Here is a 15,278-nt window from a genome sequence, read left to right as displayed (position 1 = left end):
CGATTTGTGCCGATGCCCTACTCTCCCTTGCAGCACCTTCCCGCCGACCTGATCGACCGCGCCGCGCGGATCCGCCTGGCCTGTTTCGACGTCGACGGTACCCTGACCGACGGGCGCCTGTACTACGACCACGCCGGCAATGAGAGCAAGGCGTTCAACGTGCTGGACGGCCAGGGCCTCAAGCAACTCGAGCATGCTGGCATCCATGTGGCACTGATCACTGCACGTGCCAGCCTGTCGGCGGAAAAACGTGGCCAGGACCTCGGCCTGCATGTGCAGATCGGGGTCAGGAACAAGCGACTGGCGGTCCTGGCGCTGTGCCAGGAACATGGCCTGTCGCTGGACCAGGTGCTGTTCATGGGCGATGACCTGCCCGATCTGCCCGCCCTGCTGGCGGTCGGCCTGCCGGTGGCCCCGGCCAACGCACACCCCTGGATTGCCGAGCGCGTGCAGTGGCACACCCGCGCCCGTGGCGGCGAAGGCGCGGCCCGCGAGGTCTGCGACGTGGTGCTTGCCGCGCAGGGCCAGGTCGAGGACATCATCGAAAGGTTTTCCGCATGAACTGGAACTGGAGAACCACCCTGGGCGTGGTGCTGTTCGCCGCCGCCGTGATCTCCGGCTGGTCGGCATGGCAGCAGCGCGCGCGCCCGGTCGCGGCGGCAGTGGACGAGTCGAAGGCGGACTACGTGCTGCGCGACTTCGAGCTGATCGCGCTGGACAAGCAGACCGGCAAGGAATCGATGACGCTGCGCGCGCCGGAAATGCACCGCAACCGCGCCGACCAGACCTCGGACATCACCACGCCGGTGTTCCTGCTGCCCGACAACGCCAACCAGCCGTGGACGCTGCGCGCCAAGACCGGTTGGGTCAGCCCCAAGGGCGACGAACTGCGCCTGCGCGGCAGTGTCGAAGGCGACAGCCCGACCACCGGCAACACCCCGCCAACCACCTTCCGCACCGAAAGCCTGGACGTGTTCCCGCAGCAGAATCTCGCCAAGACCGCCGCGCCGGTGAGCATGAGCCGGCCGGGTATCATGCAGAGCGGGGTCGGCTTCGAGGCCGATCTCAAATCACGCCAGTACAAGCTCCTTTCTCAGGTCAAGACCCGCTATGAACCGAATGCTGCCCGCTAAACTGGCGTTTGCCGCGCTGCTGTTGCCCGCGATGGCCCTGGCCAAGACCAGCGATCGCAATCAGCCAATGGCGATCGACTCCAATGCCAACGATTGCAACATGCTCGACGACAGCGGCAAGTGCCGTTTCAGCGGCAATGTGGTGATCACCCAGGGCACGCTGGAGATCCATGCCGACACCGCCGACATCTTCCAGAAGAACGGGCAGACCGACCGCGTGGTGCTCACCGGCAAGCAGGCCACGCTCAAGCAGCAGATGGACGACGGCGCAATGATGAACGGCCAGGCCGACAACATCGAGTACCAGGTCGCCAACGAAGTCATCGTCCTGACCGGCAATTACAAGGTCGACTCGCCCAAGGGCACCAACGCCGGCCAGCGCATGGTCTACAACACCAAGACCGGCAACATGCAGAGCGGTGGCGATGGCAGCCGCGTGCGCACCATCATCCAGCCGAAGACCGCTGCGCCTGCCGCGGCCACGCCGGCGCCGGCCGCCAAGCCCGCAGCCAAGCCGCAGGGGAAGAAGTAATGCTGGTCGCCACCGGTCTGCGCAAGAAGTACAAGCAGCGCGAAGTGGTCAAGGAGTTCGGCCTGACGCTGGAAGCCGGCGAAGTGGTCGGCCTGCTCGGCCCCAACGGCGCCGGCAAGACCACCTGCTTCTACATGATCGTGGGTCTGGTCGAGGCCGATGCCGGGCGCATCGAGCTGGACGGCCGCGACCTCACCGCCGAGCCGATGTATGCACGCGCCAAACTCGGCGTGGGCTATCTGCCGCAGGAGCCGTCGATCTTCCGCAAGCTCACCGTGGCCGACAACATCCGCCTGGTGCTGGAACTGCGCGAGGAGCTGGACAACGCCGGCCGCGAGAAGGAGCTGGTTTCGCTGCTGGACGAGTTGCAGATCACCCACGTCGCCGATCAGCTCGGTGCGAGCCTGTCCGGCGGCGAGCGTCGTCGGTGCGAGATCGCGCGTGCGCTGGCGGCCAAGCCGCGCATGATGCTGCTGGACGAACCATTCGCCGGCGTCGATCCGATTTCGGTCGGCGAGATCCAGCGCATCATCATCCACCTCAAGGAACGCGGCATCGGCGTGCTGATCACCGATCACAACGTGCGCGAGACCTTGGGAATCTGTGACCGCGCGTATATCCTCGCCGAGGGGGGCGTGCTGGCGCAGGGGGCACCGGACGCGCTGCTGGCCAATCCCGACGTCCGTCGCGTGTATCTGGGGGAAACCTTCCGCCTTTGAGCGCGTCGCCGCGCCAACGCTTTTTTCAGTCAGTGCCCGCATGAAAGCCCGGCTCCAGACATCGCTAGGACAACAGTTGGTCATGACGCCGCAGTTGCGTCAGGCGATCAAGCTATTGCAGATGTCCACCACCGAGCTGGAAGTGGAAATCGCCGAAGCAGTGGAAACCAATCCACTGCTGGAATGGGCCGATGAAGCGGCGCATGCGGCCAACGAGCCGGCGCCCGAGGCAAGCGCATCGTCGTCCAGCGAAGAACCGCAGCGCGAAGATCCGGCCCCTGCCGAGCGCGACGATGACTGGTCGCAGGACGAACTGCAGTGGAGCGGCTCAGGCAGCGGCGGCAGTTTCGACGACGACGAGTCCGGTGACGCCGCCGAACGTGTGGCCGAGTCCGAGACGCTGGCCGACCATCTGTTATGGCAGCTGCACCTGTCGCCGTTGTCGCCGCGCGATCGCCAGATCGGCGCGATGCTGATCGACGCGCTGGACGAGGACGGCTATCTGCGCGAGCCGCTGCCGGCCATTCTGGAGACGCTGGCGCTGGGCGCGGCGGTGGACGAGGCCGAAGTGCTCACCGTGTTGCACCAGATCCAGCGCTTCGACCCGGTCGGCGTGGGTGCACGTACCCTGGGCGAATGCCTGGCGCTGCAGTTGGCCGTGCTCGACCCGGCCACCCCCGGGCGCGAGCTGGCCCAGCAGATCGTCGCCGGCCCGCTGGAACGGCTGCCGCGCAGCGGAGTGGCCGGGCTGGCACACGAACTCAAACGCTCCACCGCCGATGTCGAGCAGGCGGTGCAGTTGGTGCGCTCGCTGGACCCGCGCCCGGGCAAGCAGATCGGCGAACTGGCGCAGGACACCTATGTGGTGCCCGATTGCGTGATCTGGCGCCAGCGCGGGGTCTGGCGCGCCTCCTTGGCCGGCCGCGCGCAGCCCAAGGTCACCATCCACCGCGGCTACGAGAACCTGATCCGCAGCTGCGGCGAGTCCGACGCCGGCTATCTGCGCGGGCAGCTGCAGGAAGCACGCTGGCTGCTCAAGAGCCTGGAAGCGCGCGGCGAAACCCTGCTCCGGGTGGTGCGCTGCCTGCTGCAGCACCAGGCCGGGTTCCTGGAATTCGGCGCGCAGGCGCTGCGCCCGCTGACCCTGCGCGAGATCGCCGGCGAGCTCGGCCTGCACGAATCCACTATTTCCCGCGCCATCGCCCGCAAATACGTGCGTACCCCGCGCGGCACCATCCCGCTGCGCTCGTTCTTTGCCTCCGGCATCGACACAGACAGCGGCGGCGAGGCCTCCAGCACTGCCATCCAGGCCATGATCCGGCGCCTGATCGAGGCGGAAAACCCGCGCAAACCGTTATCCGACGCCAAGTTGGCCGATCTGCTGAAAACCTCCGGCGTACCAGTGGCGCGGCGCACCGTTGCGAAGTATCGTGAGGCCATGAACATTTCCGCCTCCCACGAACGCGTCCGCATCGCCTGACGTTGCAACCACCGCAACGCCGGCCTGCGCCGGGTTTGTCGGATCACCGGAACGGTTCATTGGCCCACCGACCAATGGAGGTATCCGATGCGCATCGAGACGTATGGCCACCAGCTTGAAGTGACCCCTGCCCTGCGGGAGTACGTGGCAAGCAAGCTGCAGCGACTGCAGCGCCATTTCGACCAGCACTGTGAAGTCCGAACGCAGCTGGCCGTTCGCAAGCCGGACCACCATGTGGTCGCCACCGTCAACCTTCCCGGTCGCACGCTGCACGCAGATGCCAGCGGTTCCACCATGTACGCCGCCATCGACCTGCTGGTCGACAAGCTCGACCGCCTGGTGCTCAAGCACAAAGAAAAGAAATGTAACCACCACGCACGCGAGGTGCGCGACAATCCCGCATGACGCTTCCCGCTTGATGCCCTCATGCCTTTAAACGATCTGATGGCGGCCGTGCGCACCGTGGTGTCGCCGGCCGCCGATCGCGACACCGTCCTGCACACCGCCGCCGATCTGCTGTCCTGCCGCCAGGCCGGCGCCGACGAGCTCTACGCCAACCTGTGCGAGCGCGAGGCCCTGGGCAGTACCGCCATCGGCCACGGCATTGCCATTCCGCATGGACGTTGCCCCAATCTGACCGAACCCCGCGGCGCCCTGCTGCGGCTGGACACGCCGGTGGCCTTTGGCGGCGACGAGCCGGTGGATCTGATCTTTGCGATGGCCGTGCCTGCGCACTACACCCACCAGCATCTGATGCTGTTGTCGGAACTGGCCGAGCGCTTTTCCGATGCCGACTTCCGCCAGCAATTGCGCGCAGCGCCCAACGCCGATGCCCTGCTCGCGTTGCTGACCGACGTCCCGCCACCACAGGCCAGCGCGGCATGAATACCAGCATCACCGCACGCGAGTTGTTCGACCAGCAGCGCGACAAGCTGGCGCTGCGCTGGGTCGCCGGCCAGAAGGGTGAGCACCGCGAGATCCAGGCCGGCAGCAACAATGCGCGGCGCCCGTCGCTGGCCGGGTATCTCAACGTGATCTACCCCAACAAGGTGCAGATCCTGGGCACCGAGGAACTGGCCTGGCTGGATTCGCTGGATGCCCGGCAGCGCTGGGAGACCATCGAAAAGATCATCCAGGTACAGCCGCTGGCGCTGGCGATCAGCAAGAACCAGTCCTGCCCGGAAGACCTGCGCGCGGCGGCCGACGAGTCCAACACGCCGCTGTGGATCTCGCCCAAGCGCGGCCACGAACTGCTCAACCACCTGTCCTACCATCTGGCGCGCACACTGGCGCCGCGGGTCACGTTGCATGGCGTGTTCATGGAGATCTATTCGATCGGCGTGCTGATCACCGGTGAAGCCGGCTCGGGCAAGAGCGAGCTGGCGCTGGAACTGCTCAGCCGTGGTCACCGGCTGGTGGCCGACGACGCGCCCGAATTCACCCAGATCGCCCCCGACGTGCTCGACGGCACCTGCCCGGAACTGCTGCAGGACCTGCTGGAAGTGCGCGGCCTGGGCGTGTTGAACGTGCGCGACATGTTCGGCGACACCGCGGTGAAGAAGAACAAATACCTGCGCCTGATCGTGCACCTGACCCGGCCGATGACCGAGCCCACGCCGTCCGGCTACGAGCGCCTGACCGGCGATTCCGGCAGCCGCCACGTGCTGGACCTGGACGTGCCGTTGATCACCCTGCCGGTGATGCCCGGCCGCAACCTGGCCGTGCTCACCGAGGCGGCCACCCGGCTGCATATCCTGCGCACCAAGGGCATCGACCCGGCGGCGATGTTCATCGCCCGCCACAGCAACCTGCTGGAGCGACGCACGCCATGAGTATCGCGCCCTCCACGCTGATGATCGTGAGCGGGCTGTCCGGCTCGGGCAAATCGGTCGCGCTGAAGACCTTCGAAGACCTGGACTATTACTGCTCGGACAATTTGCCGGTGGAGTTGCTGCCGGACTTCGTCAAGAGCCGCCTGCGTGGCAATCCGCTCGGCGACCAGCGGCTGGCGGTGGGCATCGACGTCCGCAGCCGCAGCGACCTGACCCAGCTGGCGCAATGGCGCCAGGCCGCGCAGGAATACGGCATCGAGGCGCGGCTGCTGTTTTTCGAGGCCAGCGACGAGGCGTTGATCAAGCGCTACGCCGACACCCGGCGCCGCCATCCCTTGAGCCATCTTGGCCTGGCCTTGCCGGAAGCGATCACCCGCGAGCGCCAGTTGACCGAACCGCTGCGACTGCAGGCCGATGCCATCATCGACACCAGTACGCTCAACGTGCATCAGCTGCGCCGCCGTGTGGTGACCGAGTTTGCGCTCGGCTCCAATGATCGCCTGTCGCTGTTGTTCGAATCGTTCGCCTACAAGCGCGGCGTGCCCGCCGAAGCCGACTTCGTGTTCGATGCGCGCGTGCTGCCCAATCCGCACTGGGACCCGGAGCTGCGCCCGCTCACCGGGCGCGATGCCGCGGTGCGCGAGTATCTGGACAAGGAAGCCGATGTGCAGCGTTACAGCGCGCAGATCGTGGACCTGCTCGACACCTGGCTGCCGCGCTTGCGCAACGACACCCGCAGCTACGTGACCATCGCCTTCGGCTGCACCGGTGGCAAGCACCGCTCGGTGTACATGGCCGAACGCATGGCCCGGCATGCGCGCGAGCAGGGTTGGCCGGAAGTGGCGACGTTTCATCGCGAGCAGGACTGAGGGGCTGGGATTCGGGATTCGGAAATCGGGAATCGGGAATCGTCAAGGCGGTATCCGGGGGTCTGTGGCTGCATGCATCCGTGGAGGAGTTGCGGATGCATGATCCTTTTTGAATCTGGTTGTTTGTGGATGGCTTGGGTTGGGTGGGTGCTGTGGAGAGTTGCCGCTCTGCATTCGGTGCTGCTGGATTGCTGATGTGCCTGAAACGTCGCTCTGCGCTTTCGCGCTACGTGCTTGCGACGTTGCGTTCAAAGCGTGGCTGGTGGCATCGGTCATGCGTCGCACTGCTCCCTGCCCCTGTCGCAAGTACCGCAGCGCTCGCTTGCGAGCTGGTCTGCATTGGCAATGCTGACCACATCACGAATCAGCGCGCCCTAGGGCTGAAAAACGCGAACGCTTTGCGTCGCCACGCCGGTCGCTGCGATGGAGCTAAACGGCTATTCAGTTCGCAACACATCGGTGCGGGCAAACGCTATCGCGCGGTCATGCTGACCTGTTAACGTTTCGGCATGGCCTGTGGCATTCTCCTCATTACCCATCCCGGCATCGGCGCGGCGTTGTTGAACGTGGCGACGGGGCTGTTGCGGCATTTGCCGCTGAAGACCGAAGCGTTCGATGTGCCGTTCGATGCAGACCTGGACGCGTTGTTGCCCCAGGCCTCGGCGGCGATGCGCCGGGTCGACGGCGGCGACGGCGTGCTGGTCATGACCGACCTGTATGGCGCCAGCCCCAGCAATCTCGCCAGTCGGTTGGCCAAGCTGGGCACGCCGGTTCGCCGTGTGTCCGCGTTGAGCCTGCCGATGCTGCTGCGGGTGATGAATTACCCCGAACAAGGTTTGCAGGAACTGCCCGCCACTGCGGCGGCCGGTACCCGCAACGGAGCGATCATCGACGATGCTTGAACGCGAACTCATTGTGTCCAACCGACTCGGACTGCATGCGCGGGCAACCGCCAAGCTGGTGCAGACGCTGTCGTCCTATCGCAGCAACGCCACGCTGGCGGCCAAGGGCCGCGAAGTGAATGCCAAGAGCATCATGGGCGTGATGCTGCTCGCCGCCGGGCAAGGCACCAGCGTGGTGGTGCGGCTGGATGGCGAAGACGAAGCGCAGGCCTTGCAGGCGCTGGTGGAGTTGTTCGAGCGTCGTTTCGACGAGGACAGCTGAGCATGCGCGGCGTCGGTGCGGTTGCAGCCGACACGGCGCCAGCGCGCCAGGCACGCGCATGAGCCTGCGTTTGCGCGGACACGGCGCCTCGCGCGGCAATGCGCTCGGGCGTGCGCGCGTGCGCCAGAGCCACACCCTGGAAGTGGCCGAACAACGCGTGCCTGCCAATCAGGTGGAAACGCAACTGCAGCGCCTGCACACGGCCATCGAATCTGCACGGGTGGAAATGCAGCAACTGCGTGATCGCCTGCATGGCGCGCTGGCGCGCGAGGTAGGCGAATTTCTCGAGCTGCACGCCTTGCTGCTGGACGACCCGGAGCTGCTGCAGGGGCTGGACGAGCTGATCCGCACGCACCGCTATAGCGCCGACTATGCCTTGCGCGTGCAACGCGACCGCCTGGCGGCGGTGTTCGACGGCATGGAGGACGCCTACCTCAAGAGCCGCATGGACGACCTGGATCACGTCATCGGCCGCATCCATGCATTCCTGCACAAGCGTGCCCCCGATCTCAAAGGCGTGGCCGGCGAGATCCTGGTCTGCGACAACGTGGCGCCGTCCGAACTGGCGCAGCTGCAGGCCCAGGGCGTGGTCGGCATCGTCACCACCGCCGGTAGCGCGCTGTCGCACAGCGCGATCCTGGCGCGCAGCCTGCACCTGCCACTGGTGGTGGGGGTCAGCGACGCCGTCCAGCGCATCAACGATGGCGATGTGTTGATCGTCGATGCCGGCTCCGGCCAGGTGATCGTCGACCCCACCCCCGAGCATCTGCGCGATTACCGCGAGCGGCTGCGCGCATTGGCCAAGGAGCAACGCGAACTCGGGCGGCTGCGCTCCAAGCCCACGCGCACCCGCGACAACGTCGATATCACCCTGCTGGCCAATGCAGAATCGCTGGAAGACGTCGCGCGTGCGCATGCGCTGGGCGCCAGCGGGCTGGGGCTGTATCGCACCGAATTCCTGTTCCTGCAGCGCAACGAGCTGCCGGACGAAGACGAGCAGTTCCAGACCTATCGCGACACGGTACTGGGCATGAGCGACCGCCCGGTCACCATCCGCACGCTGGACCTGGGCGCCGACAAGGCCGACCGCACCGGGCTGACCCTGAGCGACGAGGACAACCCGGCGCTGGGCCTGCGCGGCGTACGGCTGTCGCTGGCCCGCCCTGCGGTTGCGCAGTCGCAGCTGCGCGCGATCCTGCGCGCGTCCGGCTACGGGCAGGTGCGCATCCTGGTGCCCATGGTCAGCGGCCGCGAAGAAATCCAGTTGCTGCGCAAGCAACTGAAAAAAATCGCCGCGCAGCTGCGCGACGAGGGCCACGAGATTGCCGAGCACATTCCACTGGGCGCGATGATCGAAGTGCCGGCGGCGGCGTTGGCGCTGGACTGCTTCATCGACGACATCGATTTCCTGTCGATCGGCACCAACGATCTGGTGCAGTACCTGCTGGCGGTGGATCGCAACAACGAAGCCTTGGGCGAGCTGTATTCGCCGCTGCACCCGGCGGTGCTGCGGCTGATTGCGCAGGTCATCGCCACCGGGCGCGCCCACGGCAAGCCGGTGGCGGTGTGCGGTGAGATCGCCGGCGACCCGCGTTTCGTACCGATGCTGCTGGCGTTGGGACTAACCGAATTCAGCCTGCATCCGGCCACCTTGCTGGAAGTGCGCCGCGCGGTACGCGACATCCACCTGGGCGAGCTGCGCGTGCATGGCGAGAAATTGCTGCGCGCACGTGACCGCAAGAGCATCGAGAAGTGGCTGGCCTCCATCGCACCAGGCGGCAGCTGCAAGAGCAGCTAGACCAGCGCTGCTGCACGGCCTTCTCCCGCGTGCGGGGAAAGTGCCCGCAGGGCGGATGTGGGCGCTGCGTCGATCATCGACCTGGCAATCAATCACCGGTCAATGCTGACAGACCAACTCGGGTTCGTCGTGGCTGCATGCAGCGTTTGCCAGGCGCGCCAGCAAGCCGGCAGCGCCCGATCGACCGTCCGCAAGCGCGCCGGCACTGTATGTTTCGTCACCATGCGCAAGCGATAATGCCGTGCTGACCCAGCACCGCGTCTTCCACTGACGGCGCGTCCACTCTTCCGGGGAGCCGCGCATGGCCGAAGCCGTCCGCCACGACAAGACTGCGCGCCAGCTGCGATTGCTGTCCGACGCGCTGGACAGCGGGCGACTGGGACCAGTGCGCCGGCTGGTCAATACGTTGGCGCCGGCGGAGATCGGCAACCTGCTCGAATCGCTGCCACCCGGCAAGCGTGAAGTGGTGTGGGGGCTGGTCGACCCGGAGGACGATGGCGAGGTGCTGCTGCACGTCGGCGACGAAGTCCGCGAAAGCCTGCTGGCCGACATGGACCCGGACGAGATCGTGGCCGCGGTCGAAGACCTGGACATCGACGATCTGGCCAACCTGGTCGAGGATCTGCCCGACACCGTCATCGACGAAGTGCTCAAGTCGATGGACCGCGAGAACCGCGAACGGCTGGAGCAGGTACTGTCGTATCCGGAAGACACCGCCGGCCGCCTGATGAACCCGGACGTGGTGACGGTGCGCGCCGACGTCAATGTCGATGTGGTGCTGCGCTACCTGCGCCTGCGCGGCGAGCTGCCCGACCACACCGATCACCTGTATGTGGTGAGCCGGCGCCACCAGTACCTGGGCCGCGTACCGCTGGCCGCGCTGGTGACCCACGAAGACAGCACGCCGGTCAACCGGCTGATCGACGACGAGCAGCCGGCCATCGATGTGGGCGATGGCGCCGAAGAAGTCGCGCGGCGCTTCTCCGACCACGACTGGATCTCTGCGCCGGTGGTGGACGACAACAACATCCTGCTCGGCCGCATCACCATCGACGACGTGGTCGACATCATCCGCGAGCAGGCCGAACACCAGGCCATGAGTGCGGCCGGTCTGGACGAAGACGAGGACATGTTCAGCCCGGCGCGGCGTGCGTTCCGCCGCCGCCTGATCTGGCTGGGCATCAATCTGTGCACCGCGTTCCTGGCCTCCAGCGTGGTCAGCCGCTTCGAGGGCACCATCGAAAAACTGGTGGCACTGGCGGCGCTGATGCCGATCGTGGCCGGCATGGGCGGCAACGCCGGCACCCAGGTCCTGGCACTGATGGTGCGCGGCCTAGCGCTGGGCCAGATCGGCTCGTCCAACGTGATGACCCTGCTCAAGAAGGAGCTCACCGTCGCATTGATCAACGGCCTGTGCCTGGGCGTGGGGCTTGGATTGATCGTGCTGGCCTGGTTCCGGCAACCGATGCTGTCGCTGGTGATCGGCACTGCGCTGACCGCGAACATGCTCACCGCTGCGTTCGGCGGCGTGCTGGTGCCGGTGACGCTCAAACGCCTGGGCTTCGATCCGGCATTGGCCGGTGGCGTGATCCTGACCACCCTGACCGATGTGATGGGCTTCCTGAGCTTTCTCGGCCTGGCCACGTTGGTGCTGCTGCCGTGAGCGCAGCCACGTGAGCACGTGCGAGTGACGGCTACACGCCGATCGCCGCAGTGCGACGTGCCAGTGCGGGTGCATGCGGTGATACTGCAGCACTGTGACCGATGGGGAGTAGTGCGTGATCGTTCGTTGCCTGGTGGTGGGAATCCTGGCGCTGGTGCTTGCCGGCTGCTCCAGCATGGCTGAGCGCCGGCATGACGGCCGGCACGGCCACTTCGTCACCCGCACCTTGCAGCTGGAGGGCCGGCTGTATCGCTACCAGGTGTTCGTGCCGGCGGCCAGGGCGCCGCAGCCGCGGCCGATCGTGTTGTTCCTGCACGGCTCGGGCGAACGCGGCGACAACGGCCGCGACCAGGCCGAGGTGGGCCTGGGCCCGTACCTGAGCGAACACGGCGCCGACTTCCCGGCGCTGGTGGTGTTGCCGCAGGTGCCCGAAAACGAAGAATGGCTGGGCATCAATGCGCGCATGGCGATCGCTGCACTGGATGCGGCCAGCACCGAGTTCGCTGCCGACCCGCAACGCACCTACCTCACCGGCATTTCGATGGGCGGCTATGGCGCCTGGGAAATCGGGCTGATGCAACCGCAGCGGCTTGCCGCAATCGTGCCGATCTGCGGCGCGCTCAAGGCGCCGCGCGATGAGCGCCGCACGCTGTACGTCAGCCTGGTGCTCAAGGAAGCCGACCCGTACACGGCGGCAGTCAGCCAGCTCAGGCACGTGCCGATCTGGACCTTCCATGGCGCCAAGGACACCGCCGTGCCGCCGCACGACGACCGCGCCCTGTATCGCGCGGCCAAGGGCATCGGCGCCAACCTGCGCTACAGCGAATATCCCGAAGGCAGCCACAACGTGTGGGACACGACCTACGCCGACCCGGCCATGTGGGCGTGGATGTTCACGCAGCGGCTGCGCTGAACACCGTTGCATGTGAGCCTGGCGCAGGCCGGCGTTGGCCGATCACCCTGCGCCGCCGCGCATGCACACCGCTCCGCCACGTGGTGCGCGCGGCGCCTGTGCCCAGGGATGCGCACGGCCCGCACGCACGGCGTCGAGCGCAGGCCATCAATGATGGTAGCCGGTGTCGGCGGTGATCTTGCCGCGGAACACGCGATACGACCACACCGTGTAGCCCAGCACCAGCGGCAGCAGCATGACCAGCCCCACCATGGCGAACAGCTGCGATGACGGCGGCGCGGCGGCCTGCCAGAGGGTGTAGACCGGCGGCACCAGGTACGGCCACATGCCCAGCACCAGGCCCAGGAAGCCGAGCACGAACAGGCCCATAGCCAGCAGGAACGGCGGCGTGTCCGCACGCCCGGCATCGCATGAGCGCCACAGCGCATACCCCACCACGGCCACCAGCACCGGCACCGGTAGCAACCACAGGTAATGCGCGCCAGCGAACCAGCGCTCCATCACATGCGACTGCAACGACGGCAGCCAGGCGCTGACCAGGCCGATGAAGATCAGCACGCTGATGGTCAACGGCCGGGTGAACTGACGCGCGAGCTGCTGCACGTGGCCTTCGGTCTTGAGGATCAGCCAGGTGCTGCCGAGCAAGGCATACCCGAACACCAACGCCGCGCCGGTCAGCATCGCGAACGGGCTGAACCAGCCCCAGATGCCGCCGACATAGCGGTCGTTCTCGATCGGCAAGCCCTGCACCAGCGCGCCGAGGATCACGCCCTGGGCGAAGGCGGCCAGGATCGAGCCACCCGCAAAGGCATTGCTCCACAACCGCCGCGAACGCTGCGCCTTGAAGCGGAACTCGAACGCCACGCCGCGGAACACCAGTGCCATCACCATCAGCAACACCGGCAGGTACAGCGCCGACAGCATCACCGCGTATGCCTTCGGAAACGCCGCCAGCAGCCCTGCCCCGCCCAGCACCAGCCAGGTTTCGTTGCCGTCCCAGATCGGGGCGGCGGTGTTCATCATCAGGTCCAGCTGCTGCTCGTCGCAGCGAAACGGCGCCAGGATGCCGATGCCGAGCACGAAGCCGTCCAGCACCACGTACATCAGCACGCCGAAGCCGATCACCGCAAACCACGCCACCGGCAACACGGTCGTCATGTCCATCATGCAGCTCCGTCGATTGGTGCATCGGCCGCCGACAGCGGGCGCGCCGGCGTGTGCTCGCCATGGTCCAGGTGCGGTGCGTCGGCGTGCGGCGTGGGGCCCTGCTTGCCGATCTTGACCAGATACCAGATGCCCCAGCCGAACACGAACGCGTACCCAGCCACATAGACCGCCAACGAGATCGCGGTCATCCAGGCCGACTGCGGGCCGACCGCATCGGCGGTGCGCAGCAGCCCGTAGACCACATACGGCTGCCGCCCGATCTCGGTGACGAACCAGCCCGAAATCAGCGCGATGAAGCCGCTTGGCAACATCCAGCGCCAGGTCGCCAGCAACCAGCGCCACTGCACCAGCTTGCCGCGCCACCAGGCGAAGGCCGACACCCAGGCCACCAGCAGCATCAACGAACCGATCCCGACCATGATGCGGAAGGCGAAGAACACCGGCGTCACCGGCGGGCGCTCGCTCGCCGGCACCGACGTCAGCGGTGCGATGCTGCCGTCCAGGCTATGGGTGAGAATCACACTGCCCAGGCGCGGAATCGCCAGCTCGTAGTCGTTGCGCTCGGCCTGCGCATTGGGCAAAGCAAACACCACCAGCGGGACGCCCTCGCCCGCTTCTTCGGCGTGCCAGTGCGCTTCCATTGCCGCAATTTTCATGGGCTGGTGCTTGAGCGTATTCAAGCCGTGCATGTCGCCGACGAAGATCTGCAGCGGCACGGTGATGGCGGCAAACGCCACCGCCAGCTTGAGCATGCGCAGCCCGGCGTCGCGATGCACGCCGCGATGCAGGTACCACGCCCCCACCGCGCCCACCACGAAGCAGGTGGTGATGAACGAGCCCAGCGCCATATGCGCCAAGCGGTACGGAAACGACGGATTGAAGATGATCTTCACCCAGTCCGCCGGATGCACGATGCCGTTGATCACTTCGTAGCCGGCCGGCGTCTGCAACCAGCTGTTGGAGGAAAGAATCCAGAACGTGGAGATCAAGGTGCCCAGCGCCACCATGCAGGTGGCGAAGAAATGCAGGCGCTCGGACACGCGCCCCCACCCGAACATCATCACGCCCAGGAAGCTGGCTTCGAGAAAGAACGCGGTGAGCACTTCGTAGCTCAACAGCGGGCCGATCACTCCGCCGGCAATGCGGCTCAGCTCCGGCCAGTTGGCGCCGAACTGGAACGCCATCACGATGCCGCTGACCACGCCCATGCCGAACGACACGGCGAAGATCTTCTGCCAGAAAAAATACAGCTCGCGCCACACCGGTCGGCGGGTACGCAGCCAGCGCCATTCCAGAAATGCCAGCAGGCTGGAGAGCCCGATGGTGAATGCCGGAAACAGCACGTGGAACGCGATGACGAACCCGAACTGGACCCGCGACAACAGCAGAGCGTCCATGGAGAGCCCTCCAGGAAAGTGGATAGCGTCAGCGCGCCGATTGCAGATCGATCGCCGGAACTCGCTGCGGTGGCCGATCCCAACCGCCTGCGCTGCACCAGCATGATAGGGACGGTCGCGCCCGTTCCCGATGCGACACGGCGTCGCATCTGCGTCAAAGCGTCGCGCTTGCGCGCCGGTGACGTGCTTTCGGTTGCTCGCCAGCTCAACGCCTGGCGAAGCCGAAAGCGCGACGTCGTGTCCGTTGCGCCCAGCCCGGCGCTATCTGCATCGTGCAATGCGCACGTCTGCTTTCCGCCGCGCCAAGCACCCAGGCGCCTGCTCTGGTGGTAGCGGCTTGCGCGCGAAGCGCTCTACCGGTGACGCTCGATCGCGGTCAAGCGCGCTCCCACCACGTGAAGCGCCTGACTAGCGCTGGCGTCGCATCCGTCGTGCGAGCTCGCTGACGACCGCGATGCCGGCCGTCAACGCCACCATCGACAGGAACTGCGCGCGGGTATCGGGCGAGCTGGCCAGCAGCACGAAGAGCACGGCCAGAATCACCAGGGCCAGCACCGTCAGAGCCGGATAGCCGCGCATGCGGAACGGCAACGCGATGCCGTCGCGATCGG

The 15,278-nt window shown here is 66.4% G+C and carries 16 protein-coding genes and 1 pseudogene; 14 read left to right on the top strand and 3 right to left on the bottom strand.

Annotated features, from left to right (window positions below):
- Positions 1 to 12 precede the first annotated feature (12 nt).
- From OZ10_RS09705 to OZ10_RS09640, 14 genes are all read left to right on the top strand, one after another.
- Positions 13 to 561, top strand: coding sequence for a KdsC family phosphatase (locus tag OZ10_RS09705; RefSeq protein WP_039409257.1), 549 nt, complete (start codon positions 13 to 15; stop codon positions 559 to 561).
- Positions 558 to 1,133 carry an LPS export ABC transporter periplasmic protein LptC gene (gene lptC / locus OZ10_RS09700; RefSeq protein ID WP_039409260.1) on the top strand — a complete coding sequence of 192 codons (576 nt, stop codon included), beginning with the start codon at positions 558 to 560 and terminating at the stop codon, positions 1,131 to 1,133. The genes OZ10_RS09705 and lptC overlap by 4 nt, the downstream gene beginning before the upstream one ends.
- Positions 1,111 to 1,665, top strand: a complete 555-nt coding sequence (lptA, locus tag OZ10_RS09695) for a lipopolysaccharide transport periplasmic protein LptA (protein ID WP_081419416.1) — start codon at positions 1,111 to 1,113, stop codon at positions 1,663 to 1,665. The genes lptC and lptA overlap by 23 nt, the downstream gene beginning before the upstream one ends.
- Complete coding sequence (gene lptB, locus OZ10_RS09690; protein ID WP_039409264.1) at positions 1,665 to 2,384, top strand: LPS export ABC transporter ATP-binding protein; 720 nt, start codon at positions 1,665 to 1,667, stop codon at positions 2,382 to 2,384. The genes lptA and lptB overlap by 1 nt, the downstream gene beginning before the upstream one ends.
- Before the next feature lie 40 nt (positions 2,385 to 2,424).
- The gene (locus tag OZ10_RS09685) at positions 2,425 to 3,864 is read left to right on the top strand and encodes an RNA polymerase factor sigma-54 (protein ID WP_039409266.1); all 1,440 of its coding nucleotides are present in this window, start codon (positions 2,425 to 2,427) and stop codon (positions 3,862 to 3,864) included.
- Positions 3,865 to 3,951: 87 nt separating this feature from the next.
- On the top strand, positions 3,952 to 4,269 hold the full coding sequence (gene hpf / locus OZ10_RS09680; RefSeq protein WP_005913379.1) for a ribosome hibernation-promoting factor, HPF/YfiA family: 318 nt from the start codon (positions 3,952 to 3,954) through the stop codon (positions 4,267 to 4,269).
- Positions 4,270 to 4,290: 21 nt separating this feature from the next.
- Positions 4,291 to 4,749 (top strand): PTS sugar transporter subunit IIA, encoded by a 459-nt coding sequence (locus OZ10_RS09675; protein ID WP_039409285.1) that lies wholly within the window; start codon positions 4,291 to 4,293, stop codon positions 4,747 to 4,749.
- Positions 4,746 to 5,696: an HPr(Ser) kinase/phosphatase gene (gene hprK, locus OZ10_RS09670; RefSeq protein WP_005993219.1), complete on the top strand. Its 951-nt coding sequence runs from the start codon at positions 4,746 to 4,748 to the stop codon at positions 5,694 to 5,696. Before OZ10_RS09675 ends, hprK begins: the two co-directional genes overlap by 4 nt.
- A complete protein-coding gene (gene rapZ / locus OZ10_RS09665; RefSeq protein WP_039409288.1) occupies positions 5,693 to 6,565 on the top strand; it encodes an RNase adapter RapZ in 873 nt (290 codons plus the stop codon). Before hprK ends, rapZ begins: the two co-directional genes overlap by 4 nt.
- A 509-nt stretch (positions 6,566 to 7,074) precedes the next feature.
- Positions 7,075 to 7,467 (top strand): PTS sugar transporter subunit IIA, encoded by a 393-nt coding sequence (locus tag OZ10_RS09660; RefSeq protein ID WP_039409290.1) that lies wholly within the window; start codon positions 7,075 to 7,077, stop codon positions 7,465 to 7,467.
- Entirely contained in the window at positions 7,460 to 7,729 is a 270-nt protein-coding gene (locus tag OZ10_RS09655; protein WP_039409292.1) for an HPr family phosphocarrier protein, read from the top strand. Before OZ10_RS09660 ends, OZ10_RS09655 begins: the two co-directional genes overlap by 8 nt.
- Positions 7,730 to 7,787: 58 nt before the next feature.
- Entirely contained in the window at positions 7,788 to 9,527 is a 1,740-nt protein-coding gene (gene ptsP, locus OZ10_RS09650) for a phosphoenolpyruvate--protein phosphotransferase (RefSeq protein ID WP_039409295.1), read from the top strand.
- Between the two features lie 301 nt (positions 9,528 to 9,828).
- A complete protein-coding gene (gene mgtE / locus OZ10_RS09645) occupies positions 9,829 to 11,190 on the top strand; it encodes a magnesium transporter (RefSeq protein WP_039409298.1) in 1,362 nt (453 codons plus the stop codon).
- 175 nt (positions 11,191 to 11,365) lie between these two features.
- Positions 11,366 to 12,103, top strand: coding sequence for a prolyl oligopeptidase family serine peptidase (locus OZ10_RS09640; RefSeq protein ID WP_081419418.1), 738 nt, complete (start codon positions 11,366 to 11,368; stop codon positions 12,101 to 12,103).
- A 147-nt stretch (positions 12,104 to 12,250) separates the two neighbouring features.
- Here the strand turns inward: OZ10_RS09640 and cydB are convergent, their stop codons facing one another.
- From cydB to OZ10_RS09625, 3 genes and pseudogenes are all read right to left on the bottom strand, one after another.
- Positions 12,251 to 13,267: a cytochrome d ubiquinol oxidase subunit II gene (gene cydB / locus OZ10_RS09635; protein WP_039564663.1), complete on the bottom strand. Its 1,017-nt coding sequence runs from the start codon at positions 13,265 to 13,267 to the stop codon at positions 12,251 to 12,253.
- Positions 13,267 to 14,667: a cytochrome ubiquinol oxidase subunit I gene (locus tag OZ10_RS09630; RefSeq protein WP_039409307.1), complete on the bottom strand. Its 1,401-nt coding sequence runs from the start codon at positions 14,665 to 14,667 to the stop codon at positions 13,267 to 13,269. Before OZ10_RS09630 ends, cydB begins: the two co-directional genes overlap by 1 nt.
- Positions 14,668 to 15,075: 408 nt before the next feature.
- A pseudogene (locus OZ10_RS09625) lies at positions 15,076 to 15,278 on the bottom strand (amino acid transporter); the annotation flags it as partial.

The sequence above is a fragment of the Xanthomonas cannabis pv. cannabis genome (assembly GCF_000802365.1).
Classification (GTDB): Bacteria; Pseudomonadota; Gammaproteobacteria; order Xanthomonadales; family Xanthomonadaceae; genus Xanthomonas; species Xanthomonas cannabis.
This window is presented reverse-complemented; position numbering and strand designations above follow the sequence as displayed.

Coding starts and splice junctions, on each gene's coding strand:
- OZ10_RS09705 (WP_039409257.1), top strand. CDS start 13: ATGCCCTACTCTCCCTTGCAGCACCTTCCCGCCGACCTGATCGACCGC.
- lptC (WP_039409260.1), top strand. CDS start 558: ATGAACTGGAACTGGAGAACCACCCTGGGCGTGGTGCTGTTCGCCGCC.
- lptA (WP_081419416.1), top strand. CDS start 1,111: ATGAACCGAATGCTGCCCGCTAAACTGGCGTTTGCCGCGCTGCTGTTG.
- lptB (WP_039409264.1), top strand. CDS start 1,665: ATGCTGGTCGCCACCGGTCTGCGCAAGAAGTACAAGCAGCGCGAAGTG.
- OZ10_RS09685 (WP_039409266.1), top strand. CDS start 2,425: ATGAAAGCCCGGCTCCAGACATCGCTAGGACAACAGTTGGTCATGACG.
- hpf (WP_005913379.1), top strand. CDS start 3,952: ATGCGCATCGAGACGTATGGCCACCAGCTTGAAGTGACCCCTGCCCTG.
- OZ10_RS09675 (WP_039409285.1), top strand. CDS start 4,291: ATGCCTTTAAACGATCTGATGGCGGCCGTGCGCACCGTGGTGTCGCCG.
- hprK (WP_005993219.1), top strand. CDS start 4,746: ATGAATACCAGCATCACCGCACGCGAGTTGTTCGACCAGCAGCGCGAC.
- rapZ (WP_039409288.1), top strand. CDS start 5,693: ATGAGTATCGCGCCCTCCACGCTGATGATCGTGAGCGGGCTGTCCGGC.
- OZ10_RS09660 (WP_039409290.1), top strand. CDS start 7,075: ATGGCCTGTGGCATTCTCCTCATTACCCATCCCGGCATCGGCGCGGCG.
- OZ10_RS09655 (WP_039409292.1), top strand. CDS start 7,460: ATGCTTGAACGCGAACTCATTGTGTCCAACCGACTCGGACTGCATGCG.
- ptsP (WP_039409295.1), top strand. CDS start 7,788: ATGAGCCTGCGTTTGCGCGGACACGGCGCCTCGCGCGGCAATGCGCTC.
- mgtE (WP_039409298.1), top strand. CDS start 9,829: ATGGCCGAAGCCGTCCGCCACGACAAGACTGCGCGCCAGCTGCGATTG.
- OZ10_RS09640 (WP_081419418.1), top strand. CDS start 11,366: ATGGCTGAGCGCCGGCATGACGGCCGGCACGGCCACTTCGTCACCCGC.
- cydB (WP_039564663.1), bottom strand. CDS start 13,267: ATGGACATGACGACCGTGTTGCCGGTGGCGTGGTTTGCGGTGATCGGC.
- OZ10_RS09630 (WP_039409307.1), bottom strand. CDS start 14,667: ATGGACGCTCTGCTGTTGTCGCGGGTCCAGTTCGGGTTCGTCATCGCG.